General features: G+C 45.9%; 23 protein-coding genes and 1 other RNA gene. 17 read left to right on the top strand and 7 right to left on the bottom strand.

What is annotated here, in order from left to right:
• The first annotated feature begins 237 nt into the window (after nt 1–237).
• Nucleotides 238–1,317, top strand: coding sequence for an RNA-guided endonuclease InsQ/TnpB family protein (locus QUB70_RS02925; RefSeq protein ID WP_332978235.1), 1,080 nt, complete (start codon nt 238–240; stop codon nt 1,315–1,317).
• A gap of 355 nt (nt 1,318–1,672) precedes the next feature.
• On the opposite strand, the gene QUB70_RS02920 is transcribed toward QUB70_RS02925, so the two are convergent.
• On the bottom strand, nt 1,673–1,852 hold the full coding sequence (locus QUB70_RS02920) for a hypothetical protein (RefSeq protein ID WP_332978234.1): 180 nt from the start codon (nt 1,850–1,852) through the stop codon (nt 1,673–1,675).
• Between the two features lie 109 nt (nt 1,853–1,961).
• On the opposite strand from QUB70_RS02920, the gene QUB70_RS02915 reads away from it, so the two are divergent.
• Together QUB70_RS02915 and QUB70_RS02910 are read left to right on the top strand one after the other, a co-directional pair.
• On the top strand, nt 1,962–2,276 hold the full coding sequence (locus tag QUB70_RS02915; protein ID WP_332978233.1) for an RNA recognition motif domain-containing protein: 315 nt from the start codon (nt 1,962–1,964) through the stop codon (nt 2,274–2,276).
• Between the two features lie 671 nt (nt 2,277–2,947).
• Nucleotides 2,948–3,559, top strand: a complete 612-nt coding sequence (locus QUB70_RS02910; protein ID WP_332978232.1) for a hypothetical protein — start codon at nt 2,948–2,950, stop codon at nt 3,557–3,559.
• A 305-nt stretch (nt 3,560–3,864) separates the two neighbouring features.
• On the opposite strand, the gene egtD is transcribed toward QUB70_RS02910, so the two are convergent.
• From egtD to egtC, 3 genes are all read right to left on the bottom strand, one after another.
• On the bottom strand, nt 3,865–4,908 hold the full coding sequence (gene egtD / locus QUB70_RS02905; protein WP_332978231.1) for an L-histidine N(alpha)-methyltransferase: 1,044 nt from the start codon (nt 4,906–4,908) through the stop codon (nt 3,865–3,867).
• 360 nt (nt 4,909–5,268) lie between these two features.
• On the bottom strand, nt 5,269–6,582 hold the full coding sequence (egtB, locus tag QUB70_RS02900; protein WP_332978230.1) for an ergothioneine biosynthesis protein EgtB: 1,314 nt from the start codon (nt 6,580–6,582) through the stop codon (nt 5,269–5,271).
• The gene (egtC, locus tag QUB70_RS02895; protein WP_332978229.1) at nt 6,554–7,342 is read right to left on the bottom strand and encodes an ergothioneine biosynthesis protein EgtC; all 789 of its coding nucleotides are present in this window, start codon (nt 7,340–7,342) and stop codon (nt 6,554–6,556) included. Before egtC ends, egtB begins: the two co-directional genes overlap by 29 nt.
• A gap of 182 nt (nt 7,343–7,524) precedes the next feature.
• Here egtC and QUB70_RS02890 point away from each other — a divergent pair, with 182 nt between their 5' ends.
• The 3 genes from QUB70_RS02890 (at nt 7,525) to QUB70_RS02880 (ending at nt 8,350) form a co-directional block, all read left to right on the top strand.
• Nucleotides 7,525–7,743, top strand: a complete 219-nt coding sequence (locus tag QUB70_RS02890) for a hypothetical protein (RefSeq protein ID WP_332978228.1) — start codon at nt 7,525–7,527, stop codon at nt 7,741–7,743.
• Between the two features lie 156 nt (nt 7,744–7,899).
• On the top strand, nt 7,900–8,187 hold the full coding sequence (locus QUB70_RS02885; protein WP_332978227.1) for an RNA recognition motif domain-containing protein: 288 nt from the start codon (nt 7,900–7,902) through the stop codon (nt 8,185–8,187).
• 40 nt (nt 8,188–8,227) lie between these two features.
• Nucleotides 8,228–8,350 carry a hypothetical protein gene (locus QUB70_RS02880; RefSeq protein ID WP_332978226.1) on the top strand — a complete coding sequence of 41 codons (123 nt, stop codon included), beginning with the start codon at nt 8,228–8,230 and terminating at the stop codon, nt 8,348–8,350.
• Nucleotides 8,351–8,457: 107 nt separating this feature from the next.
• Here QUB70_RS02880 and QUB70_RS02875 read toward each other — a convergent pair whose 3' ends face one another.
• A complete protein-coding gene (locus QUB70_RS02875; protein WP_332978225.1) occupies nt 8,458–8,904 on the bottom strand; it encodes a hypothetical protein in 447 nt (148 codons plus the stop codon).
• Nucleotides 8,905–8,965: 61 nt separating this feature from the next.
• On the opposite strand from QUB70_RS02875, the gene QUB70_RS02870 reads away from it, so the two are divergent.
• The gene (locus QUB70_RS02870; protein WP_332978224.1) at nt 8,966–9,175 is read left to right on the top strand and encodes a hypothetical protein; all 210 of its coding nucleotides are present in this window, start codon (nt 8,966–8,968) and stop codon (nt 9,173–9,175) included.
• 115 nt (nt 9,176–9,290) lie between these two features.
• Here QUB70_RS02870 and QUB70_RS02865 read toward each other — a convergent pair whose 3' ends face one another.
• Nucleotides 9,291–11,768 carry a putative PEP-binding protein gene (locus tag QUB70_RS02865; RefSeq protein WP_332978223.1) on the bottom strand — a complete coding sequence of 826 codons (2,478 nt, stop codon included), beginning with the start codon at nt 11,766–11,768 and terminating at the stop codon, nt 9,291–9,293.
• A 51-nt stretch (nt 11,769–11,819) separates the two neighbouring features.
• Between QUB70_RS02865 and QUB70_RS02860 the strand changes: the two genes are divergently transcribed.
• Nucleotides 11,820–12,506: a ComF family protein gene (locus QUB70_RS02860; protein ID WP_332978222.1), complete on the top strand. Its 687-nt coding sequence runs from the start codon at nt 11,820–11,822 to the stop codon at nt 12,504–12,506.
• Between the two features lie 349 nt (nt 12,507–12,855).
• Here the strand turns inward: QUB70_RS02860 and QUB70_RS02855 are convergent, their stop codons facing one another.
• Nucleotides 12,856–13,410 carry a 2'-5' RNA ligase family protein gene (locus QUB70_RS02855; protein ID WP_332978221.1) on the bottom strand — a complete coding sequence of 185 codons (555 nt, stop codon included), beginning with the start codon at nt 13,408–13,410 and terminating at the stop codon, nt 12,856–12,858.
• Nucleotides 13,411–13,530: 120 nt separating this feature from the next.
• On the opposite strand from QUB70_RS02855, the gene QUB70_RS02850 reads away from it, so the two are divergent.
• The 9 genes from QUB70_RS02850 (at nt 13,531) to QUB70_RS02810 (ending at nt 20,380) form a co-directional block, all read left to right on the top strand.
• Nucleotides 13,531–13,797 (top strand): YciI family protein, encoded by a 267-nt coding sequence (locus QUB70_RS02850; protein ID WP_015179070.1) that lies wholly within the window; start codon nt 13,531–13,533, stop codon nt 13,795–13,797.
• Between the two features lie 23 nt (nt 13,798–13,820).
• Nucleotides 13,821–13,917, top strand: an RNA gene (ffs, locus tag QUB70_RS02845) — signal recognition particle sRNA small type.
• Nucleotides 13,918–13,940: 23 nt separating this feature from the next.
• Nucleotides 13,941–14,321, top strand: a complete 381-nt coding sequence (locus QUB70_RS02840) for a phasin family protein (RefSeq protein ID WP_332978220.1) — start codon at nt 13,941–13,943, stop codon at nt 14,319–14,321.
• Nucleotides 14,322–14,519: 198 nt separating this feature from the next.
• Complete coding sequence (locus tag QUB70_RS02835; RefSeq protein ID WP_332978219.1) at nt 14,520–14,963, top strand: hypothetical protein; 444 nt, start codon at nt 14,520–14,522, stop codon at nt 14,961–14,963.
• 24 nt (nt 14,964–14,987) lie between these two features.
• The gene (locus tag QUB70_RS02830; protein WP_332978218.1) at nt 14,988–15,557 is read left to right on the top strand and encodes a Uma2 family endonuclease; all 570 of its coding nucleotides are present in this window, start codon (nt 14,988–14,990) and stop codon (nt 15,555–15,557) included.
• 96 nt (nt 15,558–15,653) lie between these two features.
• Nucleotides 15,654–17,024, top strand: coding sequence for a DNA phosphorothioation system restriction enzyme (locus QUB70_RS02825; RefSeq protein ID WP_332978261.1), 1,371 nt, complete (start codon nt 15,654–15,656; stop codon nt 17,022–17,024).
• Nucleotides 17,025–17,428: 404 nt separating this feature from the next.
• Nucleotides 17,429–17,674, top strand: coding sequence for a hypothetical protein (locus QUB70_RS02820; RefSeq protein WP_332978217.1), 246 nt, complete (start codon nt 17,429–17,431; stop codon nt 17,672–17,674).
• A complete protein-coding gene (locus QUB70_RS02815; RefSeq protein ID WP_332978216.1) occupies nt 17,671–19,734 on the top strand; it encodes an AAA family ATPase in 2,064 nt (687 codons plus the stop codon). The genes QUB70_RS02820 and QUB70_RS02815 overlap by 4 nt, the downstream gene beginning before the upstream one ends.
• Complete coding sequence (locus QUB70_RS02810; protein ID WP_332978215.1) at nt 19,724–20,380, top strand: Uma2 family endonuclease; 657 nt, start codon at nt 19,724–19,726, stop codon at nt 20,378–20,380. Before QUB70_RS02815 ends, QUB70_RS02810 begins: the two co-directional genes overlap by 11 nt.
• The last annotated feature ends 7 nt before the right edge of the window (nt 20,381–20,387 follow it).

The following is a 20,387-nucleotide window of genomic DNA, read 5'->3' as shown; positions in this document are numbered from 1 at the left end:
AGCTTTCAAAGTAGTGCGATCGCCTCGCACTCCTCAAACTTTCCCTCTTTTCTCTTCCTCTGCGTTCTCTGCGCCCTCTGCGGTTCATCTGAAAATTGGGTAGAAACCCCGTCCTTGTAGGACGGCTTTATATTGTGCTAGACTCGGATGAGTATTTAGATAGATGCAATGCAGACAATATCTGTAAAATGTAAGCTCCAAGTCCCTGTAGAGTTGCGGAATGAAATTGACCGCACTTTGCTGTGGTTAGAAACGGCTTGCCATCAGATATATGAAGTTGCAAAACGTGAGAAGTGCTGGAATACAACCAAGCTTCACCACAAGGTTTATAAGCCAGTGCGCGAAGCTACGGGGTTGAAGGCAAACCATGTCTGTCAAGCAATTCGTCGTGTAATTGGTAATGCCACATCTGTTAAGCAAGTCCACAAATTTAGACCGACATCTATTAATTTGGATGTTCGGACTTTTCAATATATTGAGGATTTGCAAACTGTTGGCATTACTTTGATGTGTGGTCGAGTTAAATTCAAATTGAGTATTGGCAATTATCAATTGGCTTTGCTTAAAGGGCAAGCTCCAACGGCTGCTACTCTCAATAAAACTAAACGAGGTGACTACTACATCAATGTTTGTGTTAAATGGCCCACCAACCCAACTGGTCAAAGACTAAAAGTAGTTGGGGTTGATTTGGGTAGAAGAGATATTGCTACCACTTCTACTGGTAAGTCGTGGAGTGGCAAGCAGATCCAATCCATCCGTGACCGATATCGCTTCGTCAGAGCCAATGTTCAATCCAAACGCACTCGGTCTAGTCGTAGACTTTTGAGAAGGCTTTCTGGGAGAGAACAAAGATTTCAGAAATGGTTGAACCACAATATCTCAAAACAGCTTGTTCAAGAAGCAAAACAAATAGGTGCGGACTTGGCTTTTGAGGATTTGACTAATATTAGAGAGTCTTTGAACAAAAAACCAAGGAGCAAAACTGAACGCCGAAGAACTAATAATTGGGCTTTTTACCAACTGCGTTTGTTTGTTGGGTATAAAGCTAATATTGCTGGCGTTAAAGTTGTATTTGTCCCAGCGGCCTATACAAGTCAAACCTGTTCCCGATGCGGACATATTCACCCGGTTAAGGGTAAGTCGTACCGTAATGGAAAAGTTTTTAAGTGTGGGCATTGTGGTTTTGAACATGATGCTGATATTAATGCAGCTAATAATATTGCTGCTTTGGGGAAGTCTGTAAGCCTTCCTGAAAGTCCGGGGATGAGTTGTCAACTAGAGGGGCAATTGTCTCTCTTCCCGATGATTCAAATCTGAGGCTAAAGCCCCGTACCTGATAGTCGGGGTAAGCTTACAAAAATATAATTCACAAATCAAATACTTTTGCGATATACGGATAAAGTTCGATCGCAGAAGTAATGATATCGTCTCCGGTAAAACAACCGTTATCACTCACATCTTGCACCATTCTCGCTTAACAGGCAAGATGTCAGTTATAACTTACATCTTGCACCATTCTCACCAAGCCTTTTATGGGCGGGCTCTCCTGGCCAACCCTACTCCCCACAAGAAAATTCACTCTTTGTGGAACAGGCCGAAAAGCCTGTTAAGCGAGAAATGTGCAAGATGTAAGTTATAACTGAAATCTTGCCCAATTTTTAATAAAACCCCATCAACCGGCTAACAGCGACGAAAAATCTCGGCTCTCAAGTTGATTCCGCAGCAAGGAACCAAGCAGATAACGCCAAAAGGGCAAGATGTCAACTATCACCAATACTTGCTGTCGGAGATTGCCCGACAGCACCCCTAATAAAAAATTCTGACAGCCAATTGCTGATTCTGCTGGCTTCATGTTATAGTGATTTTTCAAGAATTAAATTCGGTGGCGTAGTTTGTTGGTGTTTATTTACAAGCGTCTCTCCGAATCTAACTCTCTGCACCTTAAGGATTCTGGAGATTTTATGTCGATTTACGTGGGTAATCTTTCTTATGAGGTATCGTCAGAAGACCTCAGTCAAGTATTTGCCGAGTACGGTACTGTAAGCCGCGTCCAAGTGCCAACGGATCGGGAAACAGGCAGGATGCGGGGTTTTGCTTTTGTGGAAATGGCAAGCGAGGCAGAAGAAGCAGCAGCCATCGCAGCTCTAGATGGTGCTGAGTGGATGGGCCGTGACTTGAAAGTCAACAAAGCCAAACCTCGCGAAAACAACAACAAACGCTCCTCGGGCGGCGGCGGTGGCTGGGGCGACAACGATCGCTCCTCACGACGCTACTAAGCTTTGAGACTGAAAATTCGAGTTTTTGTAGTTGACAGCAGGTGCGAATGCTGCTTTTTTTTCGGGTTGTTCGATCGACCTATCATATCAAATCCGCGCTTCATCGTCGGGCGTAAAATCGAGAAGGCCAGTCAACACTCAACCTTCATTCAGTTTTTCGACTGACAGTTAACACTCAACAGTCAACAGTCAACAATCACCTGACGGTGCAACCGGAATTTAGATAAGATATACCCCCAAACCTCTCGCATCAGTTTGGCCCCCTCCTTCGAGGGGGCTTTGTTTTTGGCGAAAAATCCCGCCCGGTACGCTGGCGGCACATTTCCCCGCTTAACTCGCGATTCGATATCCTCTTAACTGCTTTTTTCAAGAGGCTTTCGGGATTTCTGGGCTCAACTCCTGTAAACTGTCAAGCTAGAAGTAAGCACAAAGAAAAGTTAGAATAACGGCAAAGTGATATTAGACCTCTTGCAAAAATAACTAGGACGGGCAAGATGCCCATCCCACAAAAAACATTTTTCCTTGTGGAACGGGCATCTTGCCCGTTCCAAAATTTGATTAAAAGGACTTTTGCAAGAGGTCTATTGCTCAAAAAAACAAACAATCTTTACTGAAAATTAGCCGAGAAAACCAGCCAGACCAGCAAATCTATTGATTTTGCCTGAATAAAGATGCCCAAGGTCTACAGCACGGCGGAACTTATTAAAATCCTCGAAGAAGAGCGCCAAGCCTGCTTGCACGGGCGACGCCTCAACTTGACTCAAACTCCTGCTACAGGCAACCCCGTGATTGACCGCTTTCTCAAATCTGAGGGCGTGCAGAAGTTCACTGCTTATCAAAATTTTAAGGCTGCCGTGCACGAATACCAGCGGGAACATCAAGTTTCTGGGATTGTGTGGCGGGAAATGGCGGTTAAAGGCTATAGTCTGCGCTATCCGGCAGTGGACGACCAATTAATAGCTTTGCCAGTTGATTTGATGACGCTGAAAGCGGCCAAGATTTCAATGTTGGAATTCTGGCAGCAGGTAACTGCGGGGATGGATTTGTATTTAAGCGTTAACAGCGGGAAGGATTTTCGATCGATCGAGCCGGTTGATGTGGAGGCGATCGTCCAGCGCACAGAATGGGCCAGTCTCTCGAAGTGGGAAAAGTTGGATTTTCTAGAAATTTTGTTGCAGTTGGGCTGGGGGAAGCCGGAGGAAGCTTATTATAAGCGGGGATGGCCGACCTCGGGCAGCGAGTACATTCACGCCGTCAAACCCGGACAGCGACCAATTTGTTAATTAGTCAGCAGTCAGTAGTCAACAGTCATTAGTCATTAGTCAGCAGTCAGCAGTCAGCAGTCAGTAGTCAGTAGTCAGTAGTCAGTAGTCAGTAGTTACTGATTATTGGGAGATATTCAAAACAAATAACAAATAACAATTGGGGCGTTGCTGATTCACGGTATGAATCAACTTTTCGCTTGAAGTTACAAAACTCACCCGACTTGGCTTATAGCCATTGGGAAATCTTGAATTCATACCTGTATTAAGCAACGCCACAATTGGCAATTGGCAACTGCCAACTGCCAACTGCCAACTGCCAACTATCAACTATCAACTGTCAACTGACAAAGCATCAAGCCAAACCACTGATTTGGATCTGTCCAAACTTGCACCGGCATTAAACCGCGCTGCGAAAGTTCTTCCTTTACAGTATTGAGATTAAACTTGCGCGATATTTCGCTGCGGATAGTTTCTCCTGCTGCAAATTCCACCGTTAAATTGAGAGCGCGCAACTGAACTGTTTGCGCTTTTTTACTTTTCAAGTGCATTTCAATTTGACATTCCTCTTGATTGTAAAAAGCCCAATGCTCGAACTGTGCTAAATCAAAATTTCCCTCATATTTTCGATTTAAATGCCGCAGCATATTCAAGTTAAACGCCGCCGTTACTCCTTGACTGTCATCGTAGGCCGGCTCTAAAATATCCTTAGATTTGTCCAAGTCAATTCCCAGCAAAAAATACTCTCCCGGCTGCAATGCACCGACAATTTGCGAGAAGAATACATCGCATTCTCGATCGTTGAGATTGCCGAGGGTACTGCCTAGAAAGCAAATCATTCGGGTTGGCAACGGCGACGGTGCAATTTTAGCTAAGGCTAATTCGTAAGTGCTCACAAGTCCGTGAATCTGGAGCGACGGATAATCTGCCAACAGTTGACAAGCGCTGCTTTCTAGGATAGTAGGACTGATGTCGATCGGCAAATAGTGCAGGGGATATTCCAGTTGGCTGTAAGCATCGAGGAGAATCCGAGTTTTGGTGGAACTGCCACTGCCGAGTTCGACGATTTCGCACGGGCCCGTCAAATGGGCGATCGCCCCCGCGCATCCCTGCAAAATCGCCGTCTCAGTGCGCGTCAAGTAGTATTCCGGCAACTGACAAATCAACTCGAACAGCTTCGATCCGCGATCGTCGTAGAAATACTTGGGAGGCAGGGATTTGGGGTTTTGAGTCAACCCGCTAACTGCATCGCTGCCAGCATTGATTTCTGCGGGTGTCGGTGCCGCAGCGCTCACCAGTCGCTCTAAGTGCAGCCGGTTTTCCTTCGTTGAGGCTGAGTTTGTCGTGTCGGACAGTCTTGGGGATTTCATAGTAATTTTTAGATCCACAAATGGGTATAGCACGCCGTCGCGTTGCCAAATATCGCGATCGAGTCAGATTTTTCATGCCGATCTCCGTTCTGTATTTTCTCACCGGATGGCGATCGCTCCCCAAATTAAAACTTAAAAATAATTTTCCTAAGTTTTTTTACTTAATATTTTAAAATGCGATCTTTTTGGGCATTTAGTAAACAATTTTTGTCCCAGATTTTCTCGACCTATTACTTAATTTTTTGATTGATTGAGCGACCGCAGATGTCAGGCAGATGCAACACAGATAAACGCAGATACATTAAAGATAGTTTCCGAGTTTTGCAATCTTTTCTATTGCAGTTATAATTACATAGCGAACTACTTAGCGCACCGAAAACCAGCAATAATTTGCCGCACGCCCGGATAGTACCAATTCCGAAAACTCGATCGCAGTGCCTGCGGAAAAGTCGCCCAACTCCCGCCTTTCAAAACCCGGTGTTCTCCATCAAAATAAACTTGAGAGTATCCCCTGTAAGGATAACTTTCAAATCCCGGATAGGCCTCAAAGGTTGAAGCAGTCCATTCCCAAACATTACCCAACATATCGCAGCAACCGGCCGCACTTGCTCCTTTGGGAAAAGCATCAACTGGCGAGGTATTTGCCATATTATTGCCGTGATTGCACAGGCTGCCGTTTGGCTGTTCTTCTCCCCAAGGATAGATGCGATATGTCTGATTTGTGGTATCCCAACTCGCAGCTTTTTCCCATTCGGCTTCCGATGGCAAACGCTTGCCGGTGAAGTTGCAGTAAGCTTCGGCTTCGTACCAACTCACGCCGCAAACTGGATGGTTGTTGAAAGCTGGATTTTCTGACCAGTAAAGCGGGCGATCTACTAAATGAGATTGCAGCCATTTCCAGCCGTCCGCTGACCACCAATCAGGGTTTTGATAGCCGTTGGATTCCATGAAATCTCGGTATTGACGGCAAGTGACGGGATAGCGATCGATCGAGTATGCTTCTAAATAACATAGGTGGCGCGATCGCTCATTATCCAAAGCCTCAGCAGCATCGCTTCCCATGTAAAATTCCCCGCCCGGAATTTCAATCGCCGGCGAATCAGTAATTGGGCATCGGGAATTGGGCATTGGGAATTTCTGCTGCTTTATTCCTCGGTTGATTCCTCTGTGTTGTAGAGAATTAATCCGTGTATCCGTGTCCAAATCCGTGTCGTGCCTTCCTTCCTTCTTCCTGTGCATTTGCAACACGAAAGCAACTGTTTCGCAGTGCTGACTTTCGTGCTGAATAATAAACCGCCAGAGACGTTCTTGCTCGTCGATCGGCGCTACTTCCAAATAATCTAACACCTTTTTTCTCACCGCGTCTAGATATAATTCAACTTCTGGTAACGCGGGCAGAAAAACCCGTTGTTTTTTCGGCAAAATATCAGCAGCAAACAGTTGGTGATACTCAGGAAAGACTGGCTTCAACCCAGCACACCGCTGCAACAGCCACAAATCCTCAGTATAAGCAATATGGCCTAAGTGCCAACCAACCGGGCTGAAATCTGGATGAGCTTGACGGCAGAAAGTATCGTTATCGATGTCTGCAAATAGCTTGAAAGTGCCGCGGCGACACTGCTGCAAATCGTGATAAATTGCCTCTCTACAAGATTGGATAGATTTCGATATCACGCTCTACTCCGGTACTGATAATGCTCTGGACTGGACACTCGTGCCAATTGCCAGCAAATAAAGGCTCAGAAGCAATGATGACAGAATTCGGGAAATTTAAATCGTCTCGCAGCCAATAGAGGGAAGGAGGGGTTTTTTGGGAAGCAAAGCGAGAGGCAACGAGCTGGTGTCCGTCGCTGATAATGATATTAGCTGAAAATTCTACTTGGTGAACGTTTGCTAGCTCAGCTAAGGTTTTTAGGGAGTTTTGCAAAGCAGCTTCTAGAGTCAGATTTGTGTTGGTCAATTCATTGACAAATAAGCCGAAGATGTGTTCTGAATCTGTAGTACCGTTAATTGATTGATAAACGGTATCGCTGAGCCGATCGCGAATTGGTCTGTAAAGACTTTTCCGAAAATTTTGCACGAAGCCGTTGTGTACGAACAGCAGGCGATCGCGCCCAAACGGCTGACAGTTGCTGAAATCTAGAGCTTGTCCTGAAGTTGCGCTGCGAACATAGCCTAGAACACAGCCGGATTCAACGTATCGACTGATACTCGGAAGGTTAATGTCGTTCCAAATTGGCTGTATATTTTTATAGGTAAACGGATCGGTATCTAGGTGCGGGTGATACCAACCAATACCAAAACCGTCAGCATTGAGTAGGCCAGAAGTCATTTCGCGGGGCTGGTAACTCTGCACAATTAGGGAATGTTCCGGCTTGTACACAATAGCATCAAGTAAAATCGGCTCCCCGAGGTAGCCAAGCAAACGGCACATAAAATTTTTGCAGCAATGTAATTAGCATTTTAGACCAATAGCCGGCAAATTAGCCGTTAGCGAAGCCCTCGAAGAGGATCGCGCATCTTAAGCGCTGGAAGGTTTTTTGTAGGCCGCTGCCAGCATCGCAGTACAAACGATACAGTTAAGGTAGAACCCCAGCAGCAAAAGGAGACTCTTGAATGTTCATCGACGAACTCATCCCCGTGGTCAAAGAATTGATCCAACAGCCGATCGCCTTCACTGGCGGATTTTTTTCTGGCCTGCTTCGGCTTAACCTTCACGAAGAGCCCGTTAAAACCTGGATCGACGACCAAGCCGGTTCAACTTCCTACACTACTCCCCCTGCCGAACCCACCAACGGTAAAAGCACGGGGCCTCAGTCAATCTCGATCGACTAAGCAAAAACAGTAACTATTGCAGTCAGTACAAAGGGTTTGTCAGTGTGGCAAACCCTTTTAGTCAGATACGATTAGCTGGCGTTGTAAGCTAGATAGCACTTGACAGTAAAACCTACAGGTTATGATGTATAGCACAACAAGTTCAGTTCGATCGACATGACTATCTACATTGGAAATCTGTCTTACCGCGCCACCGAAGAAGACCTGAAATCAGTATTTGCAGATTACGGCACTGTCAGCCGAGTTGTCTTGCCAACAGACAGGGAAACCGGTCGGATGCGCGGTTTTGCATTTGTTGAGATGATGGAGGATGCCCAAGAAGACGCTGCAATTGCCGAATTAGACGGTGCAGAGTGGATGGGACGCCCCTTGCGAGTGAACAAAGCTAAACCAAAAGAAGAGGGAAATCGAGGCGCAGGTATCAAGAGGAACAGCGGATATTAGTCCGCGATGCGGCGGTTGACATCCTTTCGGAACCCACCTGATGCTCAAGTGCGCAAGTAGCGCCGAATTGCTAGCAGCAGTTGATTTTGGGGATGCAATGTTGTCAAATCCGCTGCACAAAAATATCGACCTTTATGGGCTGCACTTGATTCATTCTTTTTGAGAAAGACTGAATTTACGCACGGGAGTCTCGCAACCCGATTTCTTCCCGGATACCTCGCTGCTAAAACCAAGATTTATTAGGAGAAACCGGGTTGATGAGCGTCAGTCTTAGAAAGAGTAAACTCGCCCTTTTTCATCAATATAAACTGACCGATCTTGCCTAGTGCGGCCGTCAGATTGGCTGATGCGAATCGTCACAATGTTTTTCTGAGAGTCAACGTTATAGTCGTATTTCAAAGTTGTAGTTCCTCCTTTGACATTAATCGGAATATTGGCGATGTCGCCGGTGCGATTGCTGATGCGAACCATGATGTTTTTGGTGGCTCCGACGGGCAAGGATGACAAGCTGGCACCTGATTGACCGTATTCTAGGTTTAATCCTGTTTCATTTAAGAGTCTGAGGGTAATGTTGCGAGTATTGTCAACCTGCGCTTGAGGTTGCCAGAATCCGGGTTTTGTCCCGCCGTCAGTTGCAGGTTGAGATAATGCTGGGTGGGGATGCAGACAGCCGAGGGCGGCAAGTATTGCTGCGGTTGCAATAATTTTGGATTTCACTGTTTGTACCTCCGGGTAAAGTGTTGGTGATATTTTTATCCTAGCTTTAAAATCAGAGCTTTTGATAGCGGAAGGAAAAAGAAGGAAGAAGTTCGGCAAGGGATTCTGTAACGGATGTAACGGATGTCAGTCCGAAGGAAGAAGGAAGAAGGAAGAAGGAAGAAGGAAGAAGGAAGAAGCAATAAAAGCAAGGGTTTCACCAATTAAAAATGTCCTCGCCGTCTGGGCGGTTGCTATATCTAATTTAAAACCGGGTTTCTGTAGTTGTTAATAGTCCTGGATGCACGGGTTGTCTAGAAACGCGGTTTCTGAGCCGGTGGCTGCTTGCCAAAGCTATGATTTAGAGTAGAAACGGGGTTTCTGAGGTAAAGTGCGTCCGGGAGTGGTTAATTGTTAATTATCGATCGAGCGAGTTCTAGGAGAAGGCGCTGTTCGGCGCGGGCGATCGCCCTGCTAGTTTGTTCTACAGCATCGACATTGACCGAAATAGACGAAATCCCCCACCCCACAAAGGATTCAACTGTCTCGGGATACAATGTTGGAGCGTCGCCGCAGATCGAGCAAGGAATGCCGGCAGCCCGGGCCTGTCGGATTAATTGTTCGATCGCCCTCATCACTGCTCGATCGCGCCCGTTGAAACCACCTGCTACCTGTTCGGAGTCGCGGTGAATGCCTAACAAAAATTGAGTTAAATCGTTGGTGCCGATGGAAATTCCTTGAACTCCTGCTTTTACGTAATCTGGCAATAAAAATAACACCGAAGGAACTTCCGCCATAATCCACAGTTTAAACTCGGATGGCCGTTTTTTCCAAATAGTTTCTAAGCGCTGGCGGCAATAGACAAACTCCTCAACAGAGCGCACGAAAGGCAAAATTAAATTGACATTTGTATGACCTGAATCGCAGACTTTTTTAAGTACGCACAGTTCCCAATCAAATAACTCGGGTTCAAAGGTAGAACTGAAACTGCCGTGGGTTCCTGATTCGCGCAAATCGAGAGAGCGATAAAATACCGGCTGCGGCGAAACGGCAGCAGCAAATAAACTGAGGCAATCCGCCATGCGATCGACAAATTCCGATTGGCGGCCGTTTTGCAACCAAACTTTGGGGTTTTCACAGTCCAAAGCTTCCAATGCCATTAATTCCGATCGCAGCAATCCGATGCCGTCTATTGGCAGATTTTTGAGGCGGTCGATCGAACTTGTTTGGCTGATATTAACTAGCAGTTGAGTAGCCGTTGGCGCGCCCCAAACTGATTCGGCAGGCTCACCCCGTCGCGATTTATGCCCGGGATTGGACGATCGATCTGAGGTTGAAGATTGGTGGTTGGCTATTGACATTTTGGCGGCTGTACTGTATGTATCTGCATTTTTTGCTGTGTCCCGAAGCCGGTTGCTGTCTGGTTTCTCGATCGCATCCTGTTCGGCGGTGGCAAAAACTTCTCCGCTATCGCCGTCTACCAACACCCAATCGCCCGAGGCGATCGCCCGAGTGGCCCCGGCAACTCCCACAACGGCGGGAATCCCCAATTCTCTGGCTAAAATAGCGCCGTGGGCTGTCATGCCTCCTTGTTCCGCAACTACCCCAGCAGCAACTTTCAGCCAAGGCAGCCAGTGCGGCTCGATTGTCCGGGCTACCAAAATGCCTCCGGCTAAGAATTGGGCGTTTTCTGGGTGGGAATTAGTCATAACTTGGGCAATTGCTTCAACTTTTCCTGATGCGGCAGCCAAACCTCTGAGGAGCGCAGGAGTCCGGGCCTTGGCGATCGGCTTTTCCCATACCGACGCGACTTTTTCCCCTTTCAAAAGACGAACTTGAGTAAAATAAAAATGCGGTTCGCTGCTGTTTTCTGTCTGATTTATCGTCCAGTCCAAGATCAAATCAGAGTCAAATTCTGCGCTCGCTTTTTTACTCAATTCAATGATTTCTTGCAGTTTCGATTCCTCTAAAACGTATTCATTTTGTGCTTCCTTTCCCAGCGCTAAAACTTCCACGCAACTCTCAGCAAAATCAGGAAGGAGAAATGGATGATCGGGAATTGGGAAAGCAGCAAAATTGCCGATATGCAGTTTTTTTTTCGGTTCACCATCGCCGACTTTGAGATTGTAGGCTAATGTTTTGTAACCGAGCCGCTGGAATTTAACCGCGCCTGTTTCCGGCTGCACTTTATAGTAATCGGGGATGGTTTCTCCCCTAGCGAGGGACATTCCCAAACCGCTGGTGGCTTGGATTTCCCAGGCTGCACCCGCGTTAGTTTTCACCTCGCCCGCGGCGCGAGCTGCTTCAAGCGGCTGCACCAAAACTGCGGGATTGATTTGCTGTATCCCCATGCCGCACCGCTGCCAGTAAAATAGACTTCGGGCTCTGAACAGTTCTGCCCAAGCTCGTTTGAGTCCGGCCCCCATTGCTTCTGGTTCTGCCCGTACTGCGTGAGCTTCCAGGATTCCGACTGTTTTTGGGTTCCAGGAAGTCAGGGAAGGGCGAAAAATTAAGGCTTTGGAGTTTGAGTTTAAGTTTAGTTGAGAAACAGCAGACTCTAGGCTGGAGATCAGTGAATCTGGCAGTTTGCCGGCGAGGATTTGGTGGCGGATGCTGCGGGCGATCGATTGCAGTTGTCTGGGTTCATCGACATTCAAGTGGAGGGAAGAGTGCGGCCAGTCAGCCAACAGCGGTTCTAGGCAGTCGATCGACTCTAAAAACTGCCAAAATGTTTTAGCCGGCACGACAAAACCCGGTACAACGGGATGATTTTTCTGGAGCAAACAGCTCAAGTAAAATGCTTTTTCTCCCACTGCCTCTCGGTCTGAAGGTTGAATTTTGTCTAGCCAGTAGAGGTTTTTCACGCTGCGAGTCTGTTCTTGCAAACAGATTGAATTTGAGAGTTTTTTCTATTAATCACTTACCACAATTTTAGGATGAACAAGCGACAATGGACGGGATTAGTCAAATCTTTTCTCAATCTATTTCTTAAGTCTAACTGTTCTCTTTGTCAGCGACCTGCCGCCGGAGAGTTTTGTCCGTACTGCCACAAGCAACTTCAGCGATGTCAGTTAGCCGATCCGGGTCGATTTTGGCATTCACAGCAGCGTGTTTTTGTGTGGGGCGAGTACGGCGGGGTTCTCAAACGGGCGATCGCAGCTTTGAAATATGACGGCAATCCGCAATTAGCGAAACCTTTCGGCGGCTGGCTGGCGGAAGCTTGGCTGAGTTTTCCCGAATTGGCTATTGACAATTTAACAGTTGTACCGATTCCCCTGCACCAAGAAAAGCTCAAGCAGCGCGGTTTTAACCAGGCGGAACTTTTGGCTGAAAGTTTTTGCGAGCTGACTAATTTGCCTTTGCAGCGGCACGGTTTGGAGCGAGTGAAAAATACTCAGGCTTTGTTCGCTCTGACACCGCAGCAGCGGCAAGCGGAAATGAAAAATGCTTTGAATTTGGGGAAAGATTTTCGCCGCCGGCTCCCGCGCGATCGAGTGCTGTTAGTTGATGATATTTACACTAGCGGTACTACGGTTAACTCGGCAATTCAAATATTGAAACTGTCGGGAATTTCGGTTTACGGAACAGTGGCACTTGCAACTCCTAATAAGATCGATCGGTAAGTTGTGACTGGCTTTAATTGTGGACGCACGACCTCAGAAACCCGGTTTCTACGAATATTTCTCGTTTCTAGACGCAAAACTCGTAGAAACCGGGTTTCTCGCCCCTCGCGAGTCAGCCATGAAACTGTCCGAAGTGTTGATTAATAGACCTCTTGCAAAAATAATTAGGACGGGCTCTCCGGCCCATCCCACAAAAAGTTTTTTTCTTGTGGAATGGGCATCTTGCCCGTTCCAAAATTTGATTAAAAGGACTTTTGCAAGAGGTCTAATGATGATTTGCTAATAAGATTTTTTTGGGAAAACGAACCGCGAAGAGGCTTATGACGCGAAGAAAGAGAAGGGAGAAAGTTTAGGCGGAAAATGGGAATTGGTTGCTGATGTTCCACCGGCTGCCGTCGTGAAGCAGTAAAGTTAATGCGGAAGCAGTAAACTCAAAGTAGAGCGATCGCCCTGCAAATTCCAACCAAGCCGTTTGAAAATTATCCTTAGTTAAATCGCGAAAAGCCACTGTCATGTGCGGTACAAATGGGCGACTTTGAGAAACTCGATCGACAATTCCCAAATTTGCTTCGATATAACTCATCAAATCTTGTTGAATTTCCAGCAATGCTGGCGATTTGACAACATCAGCGTAAATGACGCGGGGCGCGAAAGCAGCAAAACCGAATAAAGTAACGGGAATTGGCAGCCGATTTGCAGAAAACTGGTTCAAACTTTCCTCTAATTTGGGAACATCAGCCGCTAACGAGTGAAAAGGAGGTTGCAGCGTGATGTGCGGCGGCGAATTCAAAGCACCGCGGCTGTTGTAGTTTCCCGCAAAATACAGTTTAATCTCAGTAATGTGCTGTTCAATATCGGGCGGCGGCACTAGGGCAATAAAAAATCGCTGTTTTGACTGGTTCATGGGATACCATCGCAGTTAAGAAAAAAGGGTGCAAAATGGAATATAGAGCATTTGCCCTAGATCCCATTACCGATCGCGCATTCCCAATCTAAAATATAAAATCTAAAATCCAAAATAAAAATGCCTTGGTTTGTCAAAATTGAGCAAGGAATTGTCGAAAAGCCTGTCTTTGACCAATACGTGCCAGCTCACAGAGCTTATGTCCGAGAGTTGATTTCTAAAGGACACCGAGCGAAAACTGGCTACTGGGCGCGGCGGGGCGGCGGTATGTTGCTGTTTGAGGCGGGTTCGATGGATGAGGCGAAGGCGATCGTCGCTGAAGACCCCTTGGTGAAGAACGGTTGCGTTATTTATGAAATTTATCACTGGTGTGTGGTTGAAGAATAAATAACTGTGTTATACTAATAAATGAACTGGACCCACGCGATTCCAACGCCCAAATCTTGTCAGGACCGGAAGGTAGCAGCAACACGGGATGCTTGTAATAGGCGTGGTCTCCGGTTCACCCAGTTTTTTGAGGTGTAGCTCCTATGCCTGGTTTCGGAGATATTTTACAAAAAGCAGTTTACCTTGGTGTCGGGCTAGCTTCCTACGCTGGTGAAAAAGCTGGCAGCAAGTTAACTGAATTGCGCACTGAAGCCCAAAAGCTGGCAGATGAATTGGTGAAGCGTGGCGAGATGTCCACGGAAGAAGCCCGCCGCTTTGTTGATGATATGGTGCAACAGGCTCAGCAGCAGCCCCCCGTAACATCGGCTGGGGACAAAAAACCCGCTGAACCTCGGCGGATTGAAATTATTTCTGAGGAAGAAGATGTCTCGGCAAAAGATGCTAAAGAGACAGGCGGCGTAGACAAGCTCCGCGAACAGGTGCAGAATTTACAAGAGGAATTGCGGCGGCTGAAGCGGGATTAAACTCAAAAAAGCTCGCTCCGCAAAGCATGAAGGGAACTCAGGATAATACTCTTGAGTTCCCTTTTTGAATATCTCCCCTGTCAGATGTGGACGGATATCAGGCAATAGGTAATAGAATTGAAAGTAGGTGCGATCGCTTCGCCAGAGGCTGGCTGCACCTGTCTGTAAAATATTTTGCAATAGCAAGCTATCAAATTCATGGAAGATTGGTCTAAAGATTTTTTCGGAGTAATGGAAAATGCTGTTTCTGAAGTAGAGCATTTTTTCAGCGAAATGGGCGAAGAGTTTGTCGAAATGCTGGACGTTTTGGCAAAAATGTCGGAAGAGTTTACAGAACAAGTACAAAATAATCTGATTAACGACATTGACGGTTATTTCAATGAATTTGACGGTTTATTTAATGAATTTCTCGAACCGATAATTGAAATTTGCCGGGACTTTGACCCGGAGTTTGATGAGATAGATTTGTCGATGGTGACTTATGTAGACCCTTCGCCGACGCAGCAGCCGGCTTGTCGCGGTTGTCGCAACTATCACGGTCAAGTTTACGGGGGAAATTTGTTGGTTTGTGCGATGCACCCTACCGGTGTGGAATCGGAGAGTTGTGCTGATTGGGAAACTGACGGCGATATGAATTTTTAAGAGTTTTTGAGGGTTTAATGGCTTATGGTAACGTCAATTCAGTCTCCGTCAAAGATTTCTCTGGAAGAGTTTTTGTTGCTTCCAGAGACTAAGCCGGCTAGCGAGTATGTTGACGGTCAAATTTATCAAAAAGCTATGCCGCAAGGCAAACACAGCACGTTACAAATCAAATTTTCATCAGCTATTAATCAAGTTGGCAAACCGCAAAAGTTAGCTTTTGCTTTTCCCCAATTGCGCTGTACTTTTGGGGGATGTGCTGTTGTTCCAGATTTAGCAGTATTTGAGTGGTCGCGCATTCCTCTGAATTCTCAGGGAGAAATTGAAAATAGGTTTGAAATTGCGCCGGATTGGATAATTGAAATTTTATCGCCGGATCGAAGTTCTAGTCGCGTGATTAAGAAGATTCTGTTTTGTCTCAAAAATAAGACTAAATTGGGTTGGCTGATTGACCCGGAAGAACGATTAGTTATTGTTTTTAAACCGCAGCAGCAACCAGAGGCGAAAGAGAATCAGGATATTTTACCTGCGCTCGATGTGCTGTCGGATTTGCAAATGTCGGCGGCGGATTTGTTTGAGCTGTTAAGTTTTAATTAGAAATGAGTTACAGTTGAGTATAGGGAATTTTGCATCTAACGGCATTTAAAGGTGAATCGCTCAACGGCTAATAATTCGCAATTTGGGTTTCCGAGAATGCCGCCATCGCTGCAATTGCGGCAGTATCAGCGAGTGGCGGTTGCTAATTGGTTTGCGAATCAGGGACGCGGTACGCTGAAGATGGCGACGGGTAGCGGCAAGACGATTACTGCGCTGGCGATCGCCACTGAATTATACAATAAAATTAACCTGCAAGTCCTGCTCGTAATTTGCCCTTACTGCCACTTGGTGAATCAGTGGGCGCGCGAATCGGAGAAATTTGGTTTAAAACCTATTTTGGCTTTTGATAGCGCCCGCAGTTGGCAAAACAAGCTGGCTGGGGGTTTGTATGAAGTGCGATCGGGCGATTGCCTACGGGATAGCTGCGCTTCACGAGCATTTCTCACAATCATCACTACTAATGCTACCTTAATGGGAGATAGTTTGCGATCGCAACTGCGCTATTTCCCAGAAAAAACCCTGATTATTGGAGACGAAGTTCACAACTTAGGGGCGCCCCGTTTAGGAGAAAGTTTGCCGCGCAATATTGGACTGCGACTCGCCCTTTCCGCCACCCCAGAAAGGCATTTCGACGAACAAGGAACCGAAGCTATTTTAGATTATTTCGGCCCTGTTTTGCAGCCCGAACTCACCTTAGCAGATGCCATCCGCCAAAAAGCACTGGTACATTATTTATACTATCCAATTTTAGTAGAATTAACAGAAGCGGAAACTCGCAAATATTCCTACTTAACTAAAAAAATTGGCTGGGCGCTTTGGGGCGATGAACAAGTACAAGAAAACGATGCTTTAACAACTTTATTAATGCAGCGAGCCCGGTTAATTGGAGCAGCGGCTAATAAATTAGTAGCGTTGCGAGAATTAATGATTCACCGTCTCGACACAGCCCACACTTTATTTTACTGCGGCGACGGTGCTATCGAAGGAGGTGCGCGCCGAAATAACAACCGCCAGCTAACAGAAACCGCGAAGTTATTGGGTTCAGAATTAGGCTATCGAGTTAACACTTATACAGCGGCGACTCCCTTAGCAGAAAGAGAACGATTGCGCCAACAATTTGAGAGTGGAGAATTGCAAGGTTTGGTAGCGATTCGGTGTTTGGATGAAGGCGTGGATATTCCAGCAATTCGCAATGCTGTAATTTTAGCAAGCAGCAGCAATCCGCGCCAGTTTATTCAGCGCCGGGGGCGCATTTTGCGGCCGCATCCGGGGAAGGAAAGGGCAACTTTATTTGACATGATAGTTTTGCCTCCAGATTTGGGCAGAGAAAGCTTAGAAGTCGAGCGCAATTTGCTGCGAAAAGAGTTGAAGCGGTTCTTGGAATTTGCCGATTTAGCCGACAATGCTGGAGAAGCTAGGGTGAAATTGCTGCAAATTCAGAGACGTTACGGATTGTTAGATATTTGACATTTATTAAGGTTCGGTTTATCTTAAAAAGATAGAATTATTTTATTGCAGTTTGAGTTGTTAGTTGAGTTTGCGATCGCGCGCCGACTTCAGAGACCCGGTTTCTTTGTAGATTTATCGTGAGGGGAGAGCAAAACTCGTAGAAACCGGGTTTCTCCTCCTCTGCGTAACCCTGTAGCTTTTGATTTTTGCAATATAATAAGTAAATTCACCTAATTAAACGTCAAAGAGAGATGACTCAAAAACGATCTGCTATAGCATTATTCCTTCTCTCGCGATAACTAAATTTTTCTTCCTTCTTCCTTCTTCCTTCTTCCTTCTTCCTTCTTCCTTCTTCCTTCTTCCTTCTTCCTTCTTCCTTCTTCCTTCTTCTTATGACTGAAAATCTGAATGAAAATCTAATTATGGCGTTTAGATATGAAGATAGTGCGATCGTATCCGTACCGACAAGCATTTTAGCAGAAAAGCGTTCTTCTTATCAAACTCATCAGGAATTGAGCGACGTACAGGAACCAATTACTAGCGCGCCGACCGAAGTTAGGCAAATTATCGAGCGGGTATTGGAACTTGAAAAAGATAAACTGTACATGAGGGCTCCCCGCTATATTAGCGATGACATTTTGAAAATTATTAAGGAAGCAATTGTATGAAGTTAATTTCAATTAGTCTGTGCAATTTTCGGCAGTTTCACGGCAAAAGTCCAGAAATTAAGCTTGCTTGGAGCGAGCGAAATATTACAGTAATTCACGGCAATAACGGTGCTGGAAAAACAGCTTTGATGAATGCCTTTACTTGGGGACTTTACGGAAATCTGAGTGCGGGTTTTACGGAAGAACAATCAGTAAATAAACGCGCTATTGCGGAAGCCAAACCGGGCAAACGAGTACCTTGTTGGGTGGAAATCGTGTTTGAACACGACAGCAAGCGCTACCAAGTAAGGCGCAGTTGCCATGCTTACAAAAGTCAAAATAGTGTCGAACACAGCAAAGGCGAATTGTTTATGCAGGTAGCAAAAGATGACGGCCGCTGGATGCTACCGCCCCAGCATCCTGATGATATTATCGGACGAATTTTGCCGGAAAGTTTGCATCAATATTTCTTTTTTGACGGGGAGCGAATCGAGCAAATTGTCCGCCACGATAAGAAAGCAGAAATTGCTGAAGCTACTAAGGAATTGCTGGGAGTAGAGGTGCTGAATCGCTCGATCAGACATTTGGGAGATGCCAGAAAGTCTCTAGAAACAGATTTAAGAATGATTGGCAGTTCCGAAATTAAGAAACTTTTGAAAGAGAAGCAAAAGTCTCAAATTGATGCAGAACAATTATTGCAAAAACAAGTAGAAATTGAGCAAGAATTGATTCATCAAGGCGAGTTGAGAAAAGCAGTTAACGGTGATTTGCTGCTACTGGGCGGTGCCGCCGAATTGCAAAATTTGCGAGACGAATTGGAAAAGCAGCGCCATTTATTTAAGCAACAAATTTCAGAAGCTACAGATGCTCTAAAACGCTCAATATCTATGCGCGGTTACGCGGTATTTCTGTCAGATGCGGCGGTTGAATTTGAAGTTATTGTCGGGGGTTTACGAGAATGTGGCTCGTTGCTTTCGGGGATTCAGCGGCCGTTTTTGGAAAAGTTATTAGCGCAGCAGCGGTGTATCTGCGGTGCGGAATTAGTGGAGGGTTCTGAGTCTCGCCAACAGGTTAGCGGTTGGATGGATAAAGCGGGTGTTGGCGATGTGGAAGAAACAACTATTCGGATTAGCGATCGGGTAAATGAAATTGACAGGCAAGTAGCTGATTTTTGGGAGGAAATTGACCGACAACAAGGCAATATCAGCCGGGACAGAACCGAACTTTCTCGGGTGGAAACGCAGTTAGACGATATTCACAACAAGCTGCGAAATTTTCCTGATGGCGATGTCAGCCGCTTGCAAAAGCGCTTGGATGAAATTGATGCAAAAATTGGCGAGTTGCACCGGGAAACTGGCTCTAACCAGCAGCAGATTGAGAGTTTGAATGCGTCGGTTGTGGCTTTGGACAAGCAAATCGACAAGCAGCAACTGAACGAGCAAAGGCAAGTATTGGCCCAGCGCCGGATTGCTGCGACTCAGGATGCGATCGATCGCCTAACTGAAGTGCGATCGCGCTTAGAAAAACAGTTTTGTTCTCAGTTAGAAAAGCGGGTGCAAGATATTTTTAGTCAAATTTCTTTTACTCCTTACATCCCCAAGTTGAGCGATAAATACGAACTGACGCTAGTAGAAAACACGTCGGGAAAAGAATCTTTAGTGGTCGCTTCTACAGGAGAAAATCAAATTCTCAGTTTGTCGTTTATCGGCGGAATTATTGAGGGCGTGCGGGAGTGGAGTCAAAAGAATACTTTGATGGGCCCGGATAGCAGTACGTTTCCAATTGTAATGGATTCTCCCTTTGGGAGTTTGGACGAAATTTATCGCAAGCAAATTGCGAATAAGTTGCCGAAGTTGGCGAATCAATTGGTAGTTTTGGTAACTAAAACTCAGTGGCGGGGAGAAGTTGCTCGAGAGATGGAAAGTTGCATTGGCAGGGAATACGTGCTGGTGTACAATTCTCCGAAAGCTGATTGTGAAGAAGATGCGATCGAACTGGGCGGGACGCGCTATCCTTTAGTTAGGCGCAGTCCGAATGAATTTGAATATACGGAAATTGTAGAGGTGGAGTATGACTTCTAATTCGGCAATTACGCAGGCTTTGGAAACGGATATTTGGGTGAAAGCGACGTGGGAAGAGTTTCTAGCCTTCGCTGACGATTCAGCTTGGGAAAAGGGCAAGTTTTATTATTATCAAGAACACATGAGGGTAGAAATGTCACCAGTAGGGCCATTGCACGGGCGTCAAAATTCAATTATGGCCTGTGTAGTTATTCTGTTTGCAACATTGAGAAATATCCGAGTAGTTCAGTTTACTAACACCAGTTTTAGGAAAGCAGGTATTCGCGAATTTCAACCCGATTTAGCTTACTACATAGGTTCAGATTTGAGAGTTCCTCCTAATGACAGCAATTCACCTGTTAATTTGAATCTATACGATCCGCCTAATTTGGTAATAGAAATTGGTGCATCTTCTTTTAGCGATGATTTGGGTAACAAGCGGTTGCTTTACGAAAATGCAGGAATTAGCGAATATTGGGTTGAACGTGCAAACACGCGGGATGTTTTTGCGTTTGCGATTAATGGCGGAGGTAGCGGGAGAATTCAAGAGTCGCGGGTTTTACCGGGGCTGGAAATCCGGTTAGTTGAGGAAGCTTTGAATCGGAGTCAAACGCAAGATGATGGGGAAATTAATCGCTGGTTGATTCAAACATTTAGTCAAGGTTGAAGGGAGT

The organism is Microcoleus sp. A003_D6 (genome assembly GCF_036702825.1).
GTDB lineage: Bacteria > Cyanobacteriota > Cyanobacteriia > Cyanobacteriales > Microcoleaceae > Microcoleus.
Note: the sequence above shows the minus strand (reverse complement) of the source record. Positions and strands in the feature narration are given on the sequence as shown.

Bases quoted from the DNA above. Each gene is read 5' to 3' on its own strand.
- egtD (WP_332978231.1), bottom strand. From the start codon at position 4,908: ATGAAATCCCCAAGACTGTCCGACACGACAAACTCAGCCTCAACGAAG.
- QUB70_RS02860 (WP_332978222.1), top strand. From the start codon at position 11,820: ATGAACAAGCGACAATGGACGGGATTAGTCAAATCTTTTCTCAATCTA.
- QUB70_RS02855 (WP_332978221.1), bottom strand. From the start codon at position 13,410: ATGAACCAGTCAAAACAGCGATTTTTTATTGCCCTAGTGCCGCCGCCC.
- QUB70_RS02830 (WP_332978218.1), top strand. From the start codon at position 14,988: ATGGTAACGTCAATTCAGTCTCCGTCAAAGATTTCTCTGGAAGAGTTT.
- QUB70_RS02915 (WP_332978233.1), top strand. From the start codon at position 1,962: ATGTCGATTTACGTGGGTAATCTTTCTTATGAGGTATCGTCAGAAGAC.
- QUB70_RS02890 (WP_332978228.1), top strand. From the start codon at position 7,525: ATGTTCATCGACGAACTCATCCCCGTGGTCAAAGAATTGATCCAACAG.
- QUB70_RS02920 (WP_332978234.1), bottom strand. From the start codon at position 1,852: ATGAAGCCAGCAGAATCAGCAATTGGCTGTCAGAATTTTTTATTAGGG.
- QUB70_RS02815 (WP_332978216.1), top strand. From the start codon at position 17,671: ATGAAGTTAATTTCAATTAGTCTGTGCAATTTTCGGCAGTTTCACGGC.
- QUB70_RS02840 (WP_332978220.1), top strand. From the start codon at position 13,941: ATGCCTGGTTTCGGAGATATTTTACAAAAAGCAGTTTACCTTGGTGTC.
- QUB70_RS02910 (WP_332978232.1), top strand. From the start codon at position 2,948: ATGCCCAAGGTCTACAGCACGGCGGAACTTATTAAAATCCTCGAAGAA.
- QUB70_RS02835 (WP_332978219.1), top strand. From the start codon at position 14,520: ATGGAAGATTGGTCTAAAGATTTTTTCGGAGTAATGGAAAATGCTGTT.
- QUB70_RS02810 (WP_332978215.1), top strand. From the start codon at position 19,724: ATGACTTCTAATTCGGCAATTACGCAGGCTTTGGAAACGGATATTTGG.
- QUB70_RS02885 (WP_332978227.1), top strand. From the start codon at position 7,900: ATGACTATCTACATTGGAAATCTGTCTTACCGCGCCACCGAAGAAGAC.
- QUB70_RS02820 (WP_332978217.1), top strand. From the start codon at position 17,429: ATGGCGTTTAGATATGAAGATAGTGCGATCGTATCCGTACCGACAAGC.
- egtC (WP_332978229.1), bottom strand. From the start codon at position 7,342: ATGTGCCGTTTGCTTGGCTACCTCGGGGAGCCGATTTTACTTGATGCT.
- QUB70_RS02850 (WP_015179070.1), top strand. From the start codon at position 13,531: ATGCCTTGGTTTGTCAAAATTGAGCAAGGAATTGTCGAAAAGCCTGTC.
- QUB70_RS02880 (WP_332978226.1), top strand. From the start codon at position 8,228: ATGCTCAAGTGCGCAAGTAGCGCCGAATTGCTAGCAGCAGTTGATTTT.
- QUB70_RS02825 (WP_332978261.1), top strand. From the start codon at position 15,654: ATGCCGCCATCGCTGCAATTGCGGCAGTATCAGCGAGTGGCGGTTGCT.